The sequence below is a fragment of the Sporosarcina sp. P17b genome (genome assembly GCF_002743115.1).
GTDB classification, from domain to species: Bacteria; Bacillota; Bacilli; order Bacillales_A; family Planococcaceae; genus Sporosarcina; species Sporosarcina ureae_C.
The window spans coordinates 265736-280537 of sequence record NZ_PDYP01000005.1 but is presented as its reverse complement, the minus strand read 5'-3'; the positions used below and the strand labels follow the sequence as shown (position 1 = coordinate 280537).

General features: G+C 39.0%; 14 protein-coding genes. 13 read left to right on the top strand and 1 reads right to left on the bottom strand.

Going from position 1 to position 14802, the window contains the following annotated elements; translation table 11 throughout:
- Window positions 1-6: 6 nt before the first annotated feature.
- Window positions 7-1608 carry a spore germination protein gene (locus CSV76_RS08670; RefSeq protein WP_099625301.1) on the bottom strand — a complete coding sequence of 534 codons (1602 nt, stop codon included), beginning with the start codon at window positions 1606-1608 and terminating at the stop codon, window positions 7-9.
- 611 nt (window positions 1609-2219) lie between these two features.
- On the opposite strand from CSV76_RS08670, the gene CSV76_RS08665 reads away from it, so the two are divergent.
- The 13 genes from CSV76_RS08665 to CSV76_RS08605 all read left to right on the top strand — a co-directional run bounded on the left by CSV76_RS08665 (window position 2220) and on the right by CSV76_RS08605 (window position 14757).
- Window positions 2220-3134: an ABC transporter ATP-binding protein gene (locus CSV76_RS08665; protein ID WP_099625300.1), complete on the top strand. Its 915-nt coding sequence runs from the start codon at window positions 2220-2222 to the stop codon at window positions 3132-3134.
- Window positions 3135-3146: 12 nt separating this feature from the next.
- Complete coding sequence (locus tag CSV76_RS08660) at window positions 3147-3917, top strand: ABC transporter permease (RefSeq protein WP_099625299.1); 771 nt, start codon at window positions 3147-3149, stop codon at window positions 3915-3917.
- 310 nt (window positions 3918-4227) lie between these two features.
- Window positions 4228-5454: an S-layer homology domain-containing protein gene (locus tag CSV76_RS08655; protein ID WP_158232769.1), complete on the top strand. Its 1227-nt coding sequence runs from the start codon at window positions 4228-4230 to the stop codon at window positions 5452-5454.
- A gap of 231 nt (window positions 5455-5685) precedes the next feature.
- Window positions 5686-6537 carry a DUF4352 domain-containing protein gene (locus CSV76_RS08650; protein ID WP_099625297.1) on the top strand — a complete coding sequence of 284 codons (852 nt, stop codon included), beginning with the start codon at window positions 5686-5688 and terminating at the stop codon, window positions 6535-6537.
- 117 nt (window positions 6538-6654) lie between these two features.
- Window positions 6655-7296, top strand: a complete 642-nt coding sequence (locus CSV76_RS08645; protein ID WP_099625296.1) for a hypothetical protein — start codon at window positions 6655-6657, stop codon at window positions 7294-7296.
- A 251-nt stretch (window positions 7297-7547) separates the two neighbouring features.
- Window positions 7548-8519 (top strand): 2-hydroxyacid dehydrogenase, encoded by a 972-nt coding sequence (locus CSV76_RS08640; RefSeq protein WP_099625295.1) that lies wholly within the window; start codon window positions 7548-7550, stop codon window positions 8517-8519.
- A 1083-nt stretch (window positions 8520-9602) separates the two neighbouring features.
- Window positions 9603-10673 (top strand): pyridoxal-phosphate-dependent aminotransferase family protein, encoded by a 1071-nt coding sequence (locus CSV76_RS08635; RefSeq protein ID WP_099625294.1) that lies wholly within the window; start codon window positions 9603-9605, stop codon window positions 10671-10673.
- Between the two features lie 14 nt (window positions 10674-10687).
- Window positions 10688-11407: a phosphocholine cytidylyltransferase family protein gene (locus CSV76_RS08630; RefSeq protein WP_099625293.1), complete on the top strand. Its 720-nt coding sequence runs from the start codon at window positions 10688-10690 to the stop codon at window positions 11405-11407.
- 118 nt (window positions 11408-11525) lie between these two features.
- Window positions 11526-11795, top strand: coding sequence for a hypothetical protein (locus tag CSV76_RS08625; protein WP_199173046.1), 270 nt, complete (start codon window positions 11526-11528; stop codon window positions 11793-11795).
- A 180-nt stretch (window positions 11796-11975) separates the two neighbouring features.
- Window positions 11976-12605, top strand: a complete 630-nt coding sequence (locus CSV76_RS08620; RefSeq protein ID WP_099625292.1) for a DUF3885 domain-containing protein — start codon at window positions 11976-11978, stop codon at window positions 12603-12605.
- Between the two features lie 200 nt (window positions 12606-12805).
- Window positions 12806-13177 carry a GntR family transcriptional regulator gene (locus CSV76_RS08615; protein ID WP_099625291.1) on the top strand — a complete coding sequence of 124 codons (372 nt, stop codon included), beginning with the start codon at window positions 12806-12808 and terminating at the stop codon, window positions 13175-13177.
- Between the two features lies 1 nt (window position 13178).
- Window positions 13179-14051, top strand: coding sequence for an ATP-binding cassette domain-containing protein (locus CSV76_RS08610; protein ID WP_099625290.1), 873 nt, complete (start codon window positions 13179-13181; stop codon window positions 14049-14051).
- A 226-nt stretch (window positions 14052-14277) separates the two neighbouring features.
- Window positions 14278-14757, top strand: coding sequence for a hypothetical protein (locus tag CSV76_RS08605; protein ID WP_158232768.1), 480 nt, complete (start codon window positions 14278-14280; stop codon window positions 14755-14757).
- The last annotated feature ends 45 nt before the right edge of the window (window positions 14758-14802 follow it).

Genomic DNA, 14802 nt, shown 5'->3' with positions numbered 1-14802 from the left:
CCTTTCCTAATCTTCATTTTTGGGTGGCTGTGGCTTTGCGGAAGCTGGATTTTGTTGTCTTACCCTATTTGTTTGATTAGTTAGGCGTGGGCGGGTAAACATTTTCCATATAGGTGCCACAATCAACGTATCTTTTTGATCGGAAACATTGAATGGAGCTAATGGTGACATATAAGGCACACCAAATGAACGTAAACTGCATAAATGGAGAATCAGAGCTACGAAACCTATGGCAATACCGTATAAACCAAACGAAGCAGCTAGTGCCATAAATCCAAAGCGGAGTATCCTTGCAGATATCGCAAGGTTGTAAGTAGGCGAAACAAAACTTGATATAGCGGTTATGGAAACGACGATGACCATTGCGGCTGAAATAATGCCTGCTTCGACTGCTGCGGTACCAATTACGAACGCACCTACAATGGACATGGCTGAACCGATGGAGCGGGGCATCCTAACGCCTGCTTCCCTTAAAATTTCAAAAGTGATTTCCATTATGACGGCTTCAATAAATGCCGGAAATGGCACACCTTCTCGTTGTGCTGTCAGGCTAAGCAGCAACGCTGACGGTAACATCGTTTGATGGAAAGTGGTGATCGCAATAAATGATGCGGGTGCAAGCAAAGCAATCACGTATGCAAAGAAGCGTAGAAGTCGAATCAGACTTCCAATACCGGTATGCACATAGTAGTCTTCAGGAGATTGGAAAAATTGGACGAATAGTGCGGGAACAAGTAGTACAAAAGGAGTTCCATCCACTAAAATGGCTATGCGTCCTTCGAGAAGTGCTGCAGCGACTGTATCGGGACGTTCGGTATTAAAAACGGTAGGGAAAGGGGAGTACGTTGAATCTTCAATTAGCCCCTCGATATTACCGCTTTCCAAAATCCCATCAATATCAATTCGGTCCAAACGTAAACGGACTTCATCGACGATTTTATCATCAGCAATGCCATGGATATACATAATCGCAACATTCGTTTTCGTCCGTGTCCCAATCACTTTTGACTCCATCCAAAGACTTGGATCTTTCAGTTTCCGACGAACCAATGCCGTATTGACACGCAGATTTTCAGAAAAACCTTCGCGCGGTCCTCTAACTACTGTCTGAGACGTTGGTTCCGTTACCCCACGCTCAACCCAGTGCTTATTTCCAATGACCAAACCTTCAGAATATCCATCAATTAACAAAATAGCATCCCCAGATAAAAGAGAAGTAAAAAGATCATCAAAATTGGTTAGATCTTTAATCTCTCCCACCGTCATAGCAAAATCTTTTAAAGCAGTTATGAGATTTTGTTCAGGCGTTAACTTCTTCTCTAACGGGGTCCCTTTTATATCTAACATCAACGATTCCATGATGAAATTTTGCAATGCCGGTGTATCGCTTAAGCCGTCAGTATAGAAAATCCCTGCTTTTACCGATCCACCTTTACCAATTCGAATTTCACGAATGACAATATCCGTGCTCGAACCAAGGCTATCTTTTACAAATTGTATATTGTCTTGAAGACTTGTCTTTAGATCATTAGGTGAAGTATTTTCTTTCGTTTGGCTAGGGGGAGTGGATTGTACTTTAGTATTCACTTTCTTTTTGAAAAAGCCCATACACTACCTCATTTACTGTTTGGTATTTTGCGTAGGAACGCATATATATTGATTTTTCATTACTGTTTTATTCATCATGTCCTTATTGTTGTTGTTTTATGCGGGTTGGGGTGGTGATTTTGTGGGAGGAGCGAGGAAATGAAAGGAGTATTTGACTTTAAAAGCGTATAGATTAATGTAGAATAAAGTAAAAGAGTAGAGTTATTGGCAGAAGTAATTGGAAGTCTAGAAGATAACTAAAATTGTTTAATATAATATGAGCGCATAAAAATTTTAAACTTATCTTGCATTTTGCCGTCTGAACGGAGCTATCGTGCTAGAACTATCAGAGAAACAAACACGAGTATTTTTCACGATTTCTACTACATCTGGTAAAAATATTAGTTTTTATAATCCGAAAATGTATTGGAACAAGGCACCTTAAAGTACCAGCTATCGATCACCATATCGATGGCTGGTACTCTTTCTTTATTGAGTTGAATCGTGAAATACTAGGTTTTAACACCATTCAGACTGGTGCGAGAACCTGGTACCTCTACTATAGGAATGGTATACTGGCAAATGGATATTTATATAAACCCGATCACAAAGATGGTGAGGAGATAAATAGAATGACATACGCATTAGAAATTAAAGATCTAAAAAAAGTCTATGCTGGTGGTGTTGAAGCTTTGCGTGGCATCGATTTGAAAGTGGAGGAAGGGGATTTTTATGCTCTTTTAGGTCCTAACGGTGCCGGCAAATCTACAACTATCGGAATTGTGACGTCTCTCGTCAATAAGACATCAGGAAAAGTGAATGTCTTTGGCTATGATATGGATACGCAGTTAATGCAAGCCAAGCTGCAGATCGGTCTGGTTCCTCAAGAATTCAACTTCAGTCCGTTTGAAACGGTTCAGCAGATTGTAGTGAATCAGGCGGGCTATTACGGTGTGTCTAGGAAAGAGGCGCTAAAGCGTAGCGAAAAATACTTGAAGCAGTCTGATTTGTGGGAGAAACGAAATGTTCAAGCCCAGATGCTTTCTGGAGGGATGAAACGTCGACTGATGATCTCACGTGCTTTGATGCATGAACCGCGCTTACTTATTCTTGATGAGCCTACAGCTGGGGTAGATATTGAATTAAGACGAGAGATGTGGACATTTCTTAAAGAATTGAATGAAAATGGCACGACGATTATTCTGACAACACATTACTTGGAAGAAGCCGAAATGTTGTGTCGTAATATCGGGATCATTCAAAAAGGGCAGCTGATTGAAGATACTAGTATGAAATCATTGCTCGCTAAGCTTCAATATGAAACCATTATTTTAGATATCGAACCTTCAGGACAGACGCCAGTGATTAAAGGTTATACTAGTGAACTCCTGGACGATGGGTCTCTTTCTGTAGAGGTAGCACGTGATCAAGGGATCAATGAAGTGTTTAACCAATTGACAGAACAAGGGATTAAAGTGTTATCTATGCGCAACAAGTCCAATCGATTAGAAGAGTTATTTTTAAAGCTTACAGAAGAAACTGCGTAGTGGAGGATGTACATGTTTAAATTATATTTAACCGCATTAAAAGGTCTATCGGTCAAAGAAACGAACCGCTATTTAAGAATCTGGATCCAAACATTGGTCCCGCCAGTCATCACAACTTCTTTGTACTTTATCATTTTCGGGAATTTGATTGGTAAACGGATTGGCGAAATGAACGGATTCTCTTACATGGAATTTATTGTCCCAGGATTGATCATGATGTCAGTCATCACCAGTTCCTACTCAAATGTTTCGTCATCATTTTTCTCGCAAAAGTTTCAAAAGAACATTGAAGAACTATTAGTTGCCCCTGTACCGACTCATATTATTATTTGGGGCTTTGTCATTGGAGGAATAGGTAGAAGTGTTCTCGTAGGGATACTGGTCACGATCATCTCTCTGTTTTTCGTTCCGTTGCAAGTGCACTCGTGGAGCATGGTCATCTTGACGTTTTTGATGACGGCTATTCTGTTCTCGTTGGCCGGCCTGTTGAACGGTATTTTTGCCAAGTCATTTGACGATGTGTCTATTGTACCTACGTTTATTCTTCAGCCGTTGACTTACTTAGGTGGGGTGTTTTTTGCCATCTCGATGTTGCCTCCATTTTGGCAGGTGATTTCACAGTTCAACCCAATCGTTTACATGATTTCCGGATTCCGATTCGGGATTCTCGGTGTGATCGACGTTCCCATTTTATTTTCCATTCTCATTTCGATTACGTTTATCGTAGTGCTTTACGTAATCAACTGGTATTTGATTGAAAAAGGCCGTGGACTGAGAAGTTAATATCTGTGACGTACTGTAACTGTTACTTGAGAAATTAACTTGAATACCTAAACAATACACTAGACTCCTGATCAGCCCACTTCGTCATGTGAGCCAATCAGGAGTCTGTTTTAATTTAACCTTGCATAGCTTCTTGAGCAGCCGCTTCAAGTGTAATAAGTCCTTCAAATTCGTTATGCTCAAAAGATTCTATTTACCTATATATACCAACCCTATTATACAAAAAAATAATAATAATCTTTGAAACTATATTGGAAATTTAGCGTCTGTACGTTGACTTATGATTACAGAACAGAAAGGAAGGAACACAATGAAAAAGATCTGGGTAGCATTTAGTACGGTAGCTCTCGCTCTGAGTTTGCCATTAACAAGTATGGCCACTAGTAACCAGAAGTTCACAGATGTGCCTGAAACAAAGCACTTTGCGGAGGCGGTTAATGAATTGGCGGAACGTCATATTATTACGGGGTATGCGGACGGCCTGTTCAAACCAGGCAATCCCATCACTCGCGGGCAAGCTGCAGCGATCATCGTGAAGCTGCTGAAAGAAAACCCGGATTATTATGTACAGGATCCAGGATTTAAGGATGTTTCGAAAGCAAATGGCTATTACAATTCCATCGCGAAGCTTGCAGAACTAGAAATCATGTCAGGTTATGCGAACGGCAATTTCGGTCCGAATGATCCTGTCACACGTGGGCAACTGGCTTCTATTCTTGTTAAAGCATATGATTTGCCGCGTTTTGATTTCATTTCTAAGGAAAATCCTTTCCATGATGTGAAATCGACTAATTCACACGGTGCCAATGTGTTGATTCTGTATAAACTCGGCATCACTTCAGGCGTGACACCCGAGAGGTTCGGCATCAATGAATTCGTGACAAGAGGGCAAGCTTCTAAACTGATGCTGACAACGGAGCGCGTGTATCCTGATACGTATTCTATAAAAACGCAAGGCGATAAGTCCGGAATGATGATGCGATTTTCGGAAATCATGGCGGATGAGGATACGGATGAATTCATTCCGAACTCTGAAATCTACCATGCAGCGATCATTAAAGGCAGACAAACACCTGCTGGCTATACAGGCGACCGCTTACAGTTGACGCCGCTTAAAGAGGGCAGAGGAACACTTCAAGTCGGTGGTAATTATGGCATGGAAGCGCAAAACATTAAACGGTATTACGATAAATATTATGTCGATGTGAAAAAGGTGAACGGTCGATTGAAGATCGAGCTTCAACATCCGAGCGAAATTTTAAAGACTCGTGCACGGCTGAAAATGGCAGCGGGTGAAAAGGTCGAAAGTATTCGTTTCGCCCAAACCGATGGAGTGGTGATATCCGACAATATGGCTTTTGAAGGATATATCGATTCACCGGATGTGTTCATTCGCGTCAATAGACACGGCAACTATATCGCGACAGTCCGCTTAACTAACGGAAAAGAAGTGCGTTATGCGGTGGATGTGAAAGCGCCGACTAAGCATAAGCTGTACTATGAAATCGAGATAACAAAAATGAAAAACAGCAAGTGAGTTAAGAGTGCTAGGTTTCGACACTATTTAGAATAGTGTTGGGGCTTGGTGCTCTTTTTTAAAGCTACTAAAATGAAGTATAAGAGATAGTTGGAATTGATTAATAAAAGAGTTTGTATAAATAATCTGAAACTTTTCTCACAAGATGCCGTCTGTACGTTGCTAACTTGCAACATATTTGAACAGATGTCGTAGAAATACATAATTTTATGAGTAATGGAGGAGAATGAAATGTTTAAGAAAAGATTTTACGTTGGAAGTGCTTTAGCAGTTTTATTATTGGCTGGATGCGGAACTGATGAGGCGAAGGAAGAGAAGAACGACACGGCACAAGAAGTTGAAGAAACTCAAGCTGATGGAAAAGGCAAAGTGTTAGCAGCAGAAGATTTCGATAAAATGTACACCAATCCAAAGAAGTACAAAAACTACGAAGTCAGCTATATAGGCAGAGTGATGAATACGCCCGAAAAAGATGACGACGGCGTTTACTTGCAAGTATACGCAAATCCAGAGAAATATGAACAAAATACTATCGTATTCTATCCTGACGCATCCCTTTCAGTATCTGATGAAGACTACCTAAAAATAACAGGCATAATAAAAGATGAGTTTAAGGGGGAAAACATGATGGGTGCAGAACTCACTATGCCGATGATTGAAGCAACAGAATTAGAAATCATAGGTTATACAGACGCTATGGCCCCTACGTTGCAGACAATAGAAGTTAACGAAACGAAAGAGCAACACGGTTATGAAATGAAGGTAGAGAAAGTAGAACTATCAGAGAAACAAACACGAGTGTTTTTTACAATAACTAATACATCTAGTGAAAAAGTCAGCTTTTATAGCTTCAACTCTAAGCTAGTCGCGGATGGAAAACAACTTGAAAACGAAAGTGATTACGAATCGGATCTAGAGGAGCCTCAAAGCGAAATCCTACCAGGAACAAATACGTCCGGTGTAGTAATATATCCACCTTTAAGCGAGGATACAACAGAGTTCCAAATCTATGCAGAAGGCTCTAGTGATAATTACGAAATTACTATTGAGCCGTTTAGGTTTGATGTGAGTTTTCAGCAATAATTAAAATATGCGTTATTGAAAAAGTGTTTCTATGTATTAAACTATCATGAATGTTTAAGGGTTCTGGTTGTCGCTCACATAGCTGCACAGGTCATTCTAAATAGGGAGATGAGGAAAATGAAAAAGAACGTAGCTACACTATTATTACTCATGCTAGTTCTTATAGCGGGCTGTTCATCAAATGAAGTGAAGAATAGCAATCAAGAGCAAAGTGAAAAAGCGGATGAAGTGGAAAAATCAGAAGATACGAATGGAGCAGTGGCGGTAGACAAAGGTTTGCTAGATGTGGAAATAACCATACCGGTATCCTTCTTTCCAGACGAGGATCTAAATGAAGTAGCAGCAAACGCAAAAGAAAGTGGCATGAAGAGTGCGACCGTAAATTCAGATGACACAATTACGTATAAAATGTCGAAAGCAAAGCATAAAGAATTAATGACAGAGATGAAAAACAACCTGGTTGAATATACGGATGATTTAGTCAGCAATGATGAGTTTTCTTCTATTAAAGATATTACCTACGACAAGAATTTCAAAGAATTTTCAATGGTTGTTGATCAAGAAGTATTCGAGAACAGTTTCGACGGATTCGCTGTTCTAGGTCTAGGTATGGCGGGTATGTTCTATCAATTGTTTGATGGAGTACATGCCGACAAGCTGGATGTGACAATACATTCAGTGAATGAAGCTACTGGGGAAAGAATTGGGACGGTGAACTACCCGAAGGACATGGAGGATTTGGGGGAGAATGAGGATTAAAAACTTTGTAAAGAACTTGTGCGGAAAGTGATCTTGAAAATTTCATAAGGTACCTGTGAACGAAACTTTCATGAATGTTTAAGCATACACGTTAGTTTCTCTCGCAGGTACCTTTTAAAATACTCGCATTTGTCTAAAGCACAGATATGTTTATCTATGAAAGTTCCTCTAGAAGGTAAGAAAGCAGATGATTTGTCAGAACCCATTCATGTATACTGACAGTAAGGATCAACCTATAGGGAGGAATATACATGAAAAAGAAAATACTCGCCTATCGACGGCTGGAGCAACCGGTTTATGATCGACTAGCGGAGGACTATGACGTTCGATTGTTCAAAGACCCAAAAAACGACGCCGATTTTCCTGAATTCTTGCGTGAGGCGGAAGGCGTGATCGGAATCGGTTTTCCTGGGAACGCAGCGACACTCGATAAAGCGCCGAATCTGAAAATTATCAGCAACGTATCTGTCGGTTACAACAATCTCGAACTGGGCGATCTGACAAAACGCGGTGTGATGGGGACCCATACGCCTGGCGTGCTCGACGATACTGTGGCTGACATGGCGATGGGGCTGATGCTTGCGACGGCGCGGAGGATGCCTGAGCTTGATGGTTATGTTAAACGAGGTTTGTGGAAAGGCCTTCTGCCGAATGAATGGTACGGTGTGGACGTCCATCACAAAACTCTCGGTATCATTGGAATGGGGCGTATTGGCAGTGCAATCGCCAAACGCGCGCGGTTCGGCTTCGATATGGACATCCTGTATCATACGAGAACGAGGAAGCCGGAAGCGGAGGAACGGTTTGATGCATCTTACAGGGATCTTGACGATTTGCTGAAAGAATCTGATTACGTCTGTCTCGTAATCCCGTTGACCGAAGAAACGCGGGGCATGATCGGCAGCGAACAGTTTCGTCTAATGAAGTCGTCCGCTATATTCCTCAATATTTCACGTGGCAGCACTATCATTGAAGAAGATCTAATCGATGCACTACAACAAAATGAAATCGCCGCAGCTGGCCTCGATGTGTTCGCACAAGAACCTGTCGACCCCGAGAATCCGCTGTTGCAGATGAAGAACGTCGTCACTTTGCCGCATATTGGCTCCTCAACCCATGAAACAGAAGTCGCGATGGCGCATCTTGCTGCTGATAATCTTATAGCAGGACTTGAAGGCAAGAAACCAGCGAACTTGTTGAATCCCGATGTTCTCGGACGATAGAATAGAAAAAAGCACCTGGGCAGGAAACATTTATTGTAGTTTCTTAACCAGGCGCTTTTTAATATGCCGATATTTTCATTGTGTATCTATTTTTTATTTGCACCACAGCTATGACAGTTATAGGATTTTGATTTGTTCAAAGAATTACAATGCTTACAAACCCAATCCCTTTTTACATTCTTTTTAATAGAAAAACCATCTAATAAATAATAAATAATCGAATTTAATAAAGATAACATTGAGAAAAATTCCGTCATATCTAAATGCCCACGGTTTCACTTATGTTCTATTTATGATTAGAACATCATTAAAGTAAATAGCATAGCTTTGCTAGTTACTTGTGTAAAGAAACTACCATAAAAATCTAACATGATAGTTTCAATATTCTTGTTTACTAATAACAGAATGAATATTTTAAACTCAGGAATTTCTTAGGATAGAATATTTCCAAAAAGAAGGAACCACATGACAACATTAGATTTCCTGGAAAATAAATTCTCCAACCTGAAAGTAGGAATTCGCTCTTTTACTCATGGAATCCAAGCAGCCGATTCGAACTCCGAGTGAACGAAGGTTCTTAGCATTTACGAAAATCGATTGAGAGGTCTACTGAAAAGCTATCGATTTATTCGAAGCGCTACATGCTCTTGAAAATAATCTTTATCTTAAATTCAAAGTAGCATGACGTAGCACCTAATACCATTCCCTAAATTTCAATTATTTTGATGGAAATATACTTTATAAAAGAAATCCCTTCTACGACCTAAATCAGTCGCAGGAGGGTTTTTGCTGATAAATGTAATTCACCGTCGCTTTATAAACAGTTGGAGATGCATGGGGTCTTAAATTCGAGATACTAGGTCCCAATGCTTGTTAGCTAGATTAGGGGTAGGATCGCTATCTTGGAGTAAGTGTGGATAAAGAATAGGGATTTCCGTGAATTTCCATTGAAATGAATACGTGTCGTTAACTATATAGAAGATTTAGATAACTATTTATATCTCTTAGTGTATACTTTAAATATATTTAAACTAAGGCGGTCAAACCATCGATACATCAACACATATAGAAGGAGGAGCTATATTGTTAAATTTCACAGTCGGCCCTGTCACACTTGATAAAGAAATACTGGAGATAGGGTCCAATCAAATTCCTTACTTTAGGAATGAAGAATTCTCTGCCATGACATTAGAAAGTGAAGAGCTGTTAAAACAAAGTATAAACTCTCCTTCAGATTCTAGAGTAGTTTTTTTAACTGCTTCTGGTACAGCTGCAATGGAAGCAACCGTTTTAAATTTGTTTGATCAAGAAGATAAGTTGCTTGTTGTAAATGGAGGAGTTTTTGGTTCTAGGTTCACGGAGATTTGCCAAATCCACAGTCTACATTATAAAGAGATTAAATTAAACTTCTTTGAAGATTTAACTAATGATGATGTAATTCCTTACGAAAAAAAAGGTTTTACCGGACTTCTCATTAATATACATGAAACTTCTACAGGTGTACTCTATGATATAAACTTGGTTAAGGAGTTTTGTAAAAAAAATCATTTACTCCTAGTGGTAGACGCAATTAGTTCATATTTAGCCGATCCTTTTGACATGGAAGGAAGTAATGCTAATGCAGTTATTATAAGCTCCCAGAAGGCATTAGGTCTTCCGCCCGGTATGTCCTATGTTGTTCTCGACAAAAAAGCACAAGATCGTGTAAGCGAAATTTCCTTTAAAAGCGTTTACTTTAACTTCAACAAATACTTGTTTGACGGTGAAAGAGGGCAGACCCCCTATACTCCAGCCGTAAGTAATTTAATCCAATTGAATAAAAAATTGAAGTATATTGAGAAGGAAAGTGTTTCAAAAATTATTAAAGAAACTAGAGAACTAGCAGTGCATTTTAGAAATGAAATTATCAAGTTGCCTTTTAAAATTCCTACTAAGAGCCCTTCAAATGCATTAACAGCTTTAACTCCACTTACATCAATAAGCCCTGAATCAGTTGTTCAATCGCTTAAGATGAATAGTGATATCTATGTAATGCCTAACGGAGGAGAATTAAGTCGTAAAATATTTAGAGTCGGACATCTCGGTGCTATTACTATCGAAAATAACCAATATCTACTTGATGAAATAAAGAAAAATCTAAAAACCATTTCGTAAAGGGAGGGTTATATTTGAAAGCTATATTATTGGCTGGCGGAAGAGGGACAAGAATTAGCGAATTTATTGGAGACGTACCTAAATGTTCACTTGATATAGGAGGGAGGTCATTAATTCGCCATACTGTAGAATTATTCCAAAGAAATAATATTGAAGTAATCATTGTCGTTGGGTATAAAGCGGATATCATTAAGGATCTTCTATGGGATCTTGATGTTAAATATTATTTCAACCCATTTTATAGTGTTACAAATAGTCTAGCCTCTCTATGGTTTTCGAGAAACGAACTGAATGATGAAGATATTATCATAGCGAATGCCGATGTATACTTTGAGCAGAATATGTTGGACAAACTACTAAGCTCTGAGCATGAACAAACTTTACTGATGGATTCGAATAGTGAACTAGATTACCTTTTCTATTGTAATGGTAATCAGCTAATCAGGCATGGTAAAGAATTAAAAGAATATAGTGGTGAATATGTCGGCATAGCAAAAATCAAGAAAGTATTTTTGGGAAAGTTCGTAGAGAGACTTGAGGAACTAATAAAACAGCAAAATCATTATTTTTGGTGGGAGAACGTTTTATATTCATTTATAAATGAGATAACCATAAATGTTATAGACGTTAGCGGTATGTTTTGGTCAGAAATAGACGTTATAGAAGACTATAAAAGAATCCTTGATTTTCGGAGAAAGACTGATTTTGGGTACCAGGTCCCGACACGGTTATGAATTGTGTCGAGACCTGGTACGCTTTTATTAAAATTCAGAGGAATTTAGTCAACAGCACAGGAATATATCTTTTTCTTACATATCTTACTAGGAAAGAATAATATGTGGAGTGTGGTTGATGGCTAGATATATGGATCCGGGAGATTTCAATCAACAGTATAGACCTGGTATGAGAATATGGGTATCACTTCCTAACGGTACTTTTTCGGGTACACTTATCAGAACATTTGGGAATTCTGCCGAGATACAATTGGATTCTGGTTCTATGATTACAGTAGATGTCAATCAGAATAGTGTTGCTGGGACCGGCGCGCCCCCAATGCAACAAGGTCAAGGCTGGCCCGGTTCAAGCCTTCCATTTCGGCACGGCGGTCAAGATCGGCCATAATGTAGGCCGCTGATGTTCTAGGTATTTCAAATTGGAAAAAGCCAATGATACTATTTGTGTCGTTGGTTTTCTAAATCCATTATATTCATGAAGTAAGGTTCCTTTACAAGAAACTATCTTAAAAATTTTACACGGAGATTAATTCCATCAGAACCCTATTCTCTAGAAAGAAGGAACCACATGACACCAACAAATTCCCTGGAAAATAACTTCCCAAATTTAAAACTCGAATCTCCACTATTTTACTCATGGAAACCAAGCATACGATTCGAACTCGGCGTGAACGAAAGTTCTCTCAGCATTCACGAAAATCCTGTATATCTACCAGGAGTCTACCGACGAGCTATCGACTTATTCGAAGCGCTGCATGCTCCGGAAGATGAGCTATATCTCGTAGTAGATGTTTACGACTTTGGAGAAGGTTCTACCCTGCAGCGGAAGTTAAATGTTTTTGCCAAGTATGTGAAACACCAGTCAATATTGTACCGATTACAACACGAGACGTTTCTAGAAGAGAATGAAGACGAGAGCTATCGTATACATCGATTCAGCTTGAGATGTCATCGTTCGGATTTCCACTATGCGGCACTTTTGAAAGCGATTTGCAATCAGGATATGGGGAAAAGTCCGAGCATTCACTATCCAATCTACTTTTTGAACGAAACGAAAGGTACCATCTACTATGTCTACGACGACAGGGGCTGTGATCTACTTGGAGTGGATACAGAAACAATTCGTTGGATATATAACGAGTTCAATGAATGGATCTTAGATTATGATCGAGTAGAAATCAATAAGACGTTTAGTTAATTAAAATTGAGATACATTCAATTGACTAATGAAAGCGACACAATAATCTTATACCCGAAAAAACGATCACGTACAATGTGATCGTTTTTTTAGTTGACTTAAAGAATAAACTGTTATATGGTTATATACATAACTATAACACCATGCAACGGTATAGCATAACATAACATAACATAACATGAGAAGAGGTGAATAGAGCGGTGAGTAAAACTTTGGATGATAAAAAGCTCATATATCTTCAAATTAAAGAAATGATTGAGGACCAGATTATGAATAATCAACTGCAAGCGCATGATCAAATTCCATCCACAAACCAGCTTGTTCAGTTTTATAAAATTAATCATATTACGGTTTCGAAAGGGATTAACCTCCTGGTCGATGAAGAGATTATTTATAAAAAAAGAGGTGTGGGCATGTTCGTGATGGAAGGGGCAAAAGAGAAATTGATCGTCAAACGAAGAGACGAATTCGCAGAGGAATTTGTATTGCCGATGTTAAAAGAAGCGAAGAAATTGATGTTAACCGACAATGATATTCTGAAATTAATGGAAAAGTTGAAAGGGAGTGTGTAGGATGACTAAAAAAGTAGAGGCGAAGAATGCAAATGTTTCTTATAAAGATTTTCAAGCATTGCATGATATCAACTTGGTGTTAGAAAACGAGAAGATTTATGGATTAATCGGACGTAATGGAGCAGGGAAAACTAGCTTGCTATCTTTGTTAGCCGGCTACCGAAAAGCGACAAGCGGTGAAGTTGAAATGGTTGGAGAAACGATTTTTGAGAACGAGAAAGCCATGTCTCAAATTACATTTGTTTATCAATCAGACTATAAAGATAACCATGACACCATTCACAAATACTTTGATCTAGCCGAGCGCTACCGTCCTACATTTGATCGAACATACGCCGAACAATTAGCTAAAGTATTTCAACTCCCACTAAACAAACCTCTAAAGACGTTGTCGGCAGGTATGCAGTCTGCTTTTCAAGTAACGATTGGGTTAGCGAATAGAACGCCTATCACGATTTTTGACGAAGCTTATCAAGGGATGGATGCCCCGACTCGTGAAATTTTTTACAATGAAATCTTAGAGGAACAATCACGATATCCTCGGACTTTCATTTTATCTACACACTTAATTTCTGAAATGGAGTACTTATTTGACGAAGTTCTAGTTGTTCATCAAGGTAAGTTAATACTTCAAGAGCAAGTGGATACGCTTCTAGAAAGAGGGTATTCGGTTACAGGTCCAACTCATGATGTACTAGAAGCTGTCTCGGGCCTTCACGTATTAAATGAAGAACAGCTAGGTGGCACAAAATCGGTCATGTTGTATGGTGAATTAACGAAAGAAAAAGAGGATGAAATAAAACGAAAAGAGCTAGATATAGGTACTATTTCACTTCATGATTTGTTTATTCATTTAACGAAGGAGGGCTTGTAAAATGAACGAAGTAGGAAAGAAAGTAGCTGCTGATCTCTACTTAATCCAAATGAAATGAGTAGCGTGGTATTTATCGATTGTGTATATAGCGTACTTTGCAATTGTTTGGTTTATCAATGAACCAGATATACGATCCATGTCGTTACTCACTTTTACATTTCAAACATCTACAATATTTATGCTTGTGTGTGGAATCCTTTCAAGCACCGTATTCTTACCTCTATATGTGAAGAATGGTGTTACTAGAAAGTCCTATTTCCAAGGTGTGTTGTTGTCCGCAATAGGCTTAGCTATTACGATCATCGGTCTGACAACCATTCTAACGTGGATCGTACATGTATTGAACATACAGGTGTTCAGAGAAGTTGTATTATCATCACTTGGAGTAAATAGTTGGTTCATGACTAGTATTGCTTATTTCCTAGTCGTCATGATGTACTCTCTAGTCGGATGGCTAATCGGATTAGGATTTTATCGCTATGGGGGGATGGGCGGATTTGTAACGATTATGGCAAGTCTCGTAATCGTATCGTTAAATGATTTATTATGGTCATTCAATACTCCTAAACCTTTGATGGGATTGCTTACCTATCATATTCCAGTGCCTACTATTGCAGTTGCGATTATAGCGTCATTCGCTATAGCGGCGATAACAGCCATAGCCGTTTATAAAGTAGTGAAAGACACACCGATTAAAATAACATGATATAAAACGATTCGATCGTAGAATAGTTGAAATGAAAGACGAGGT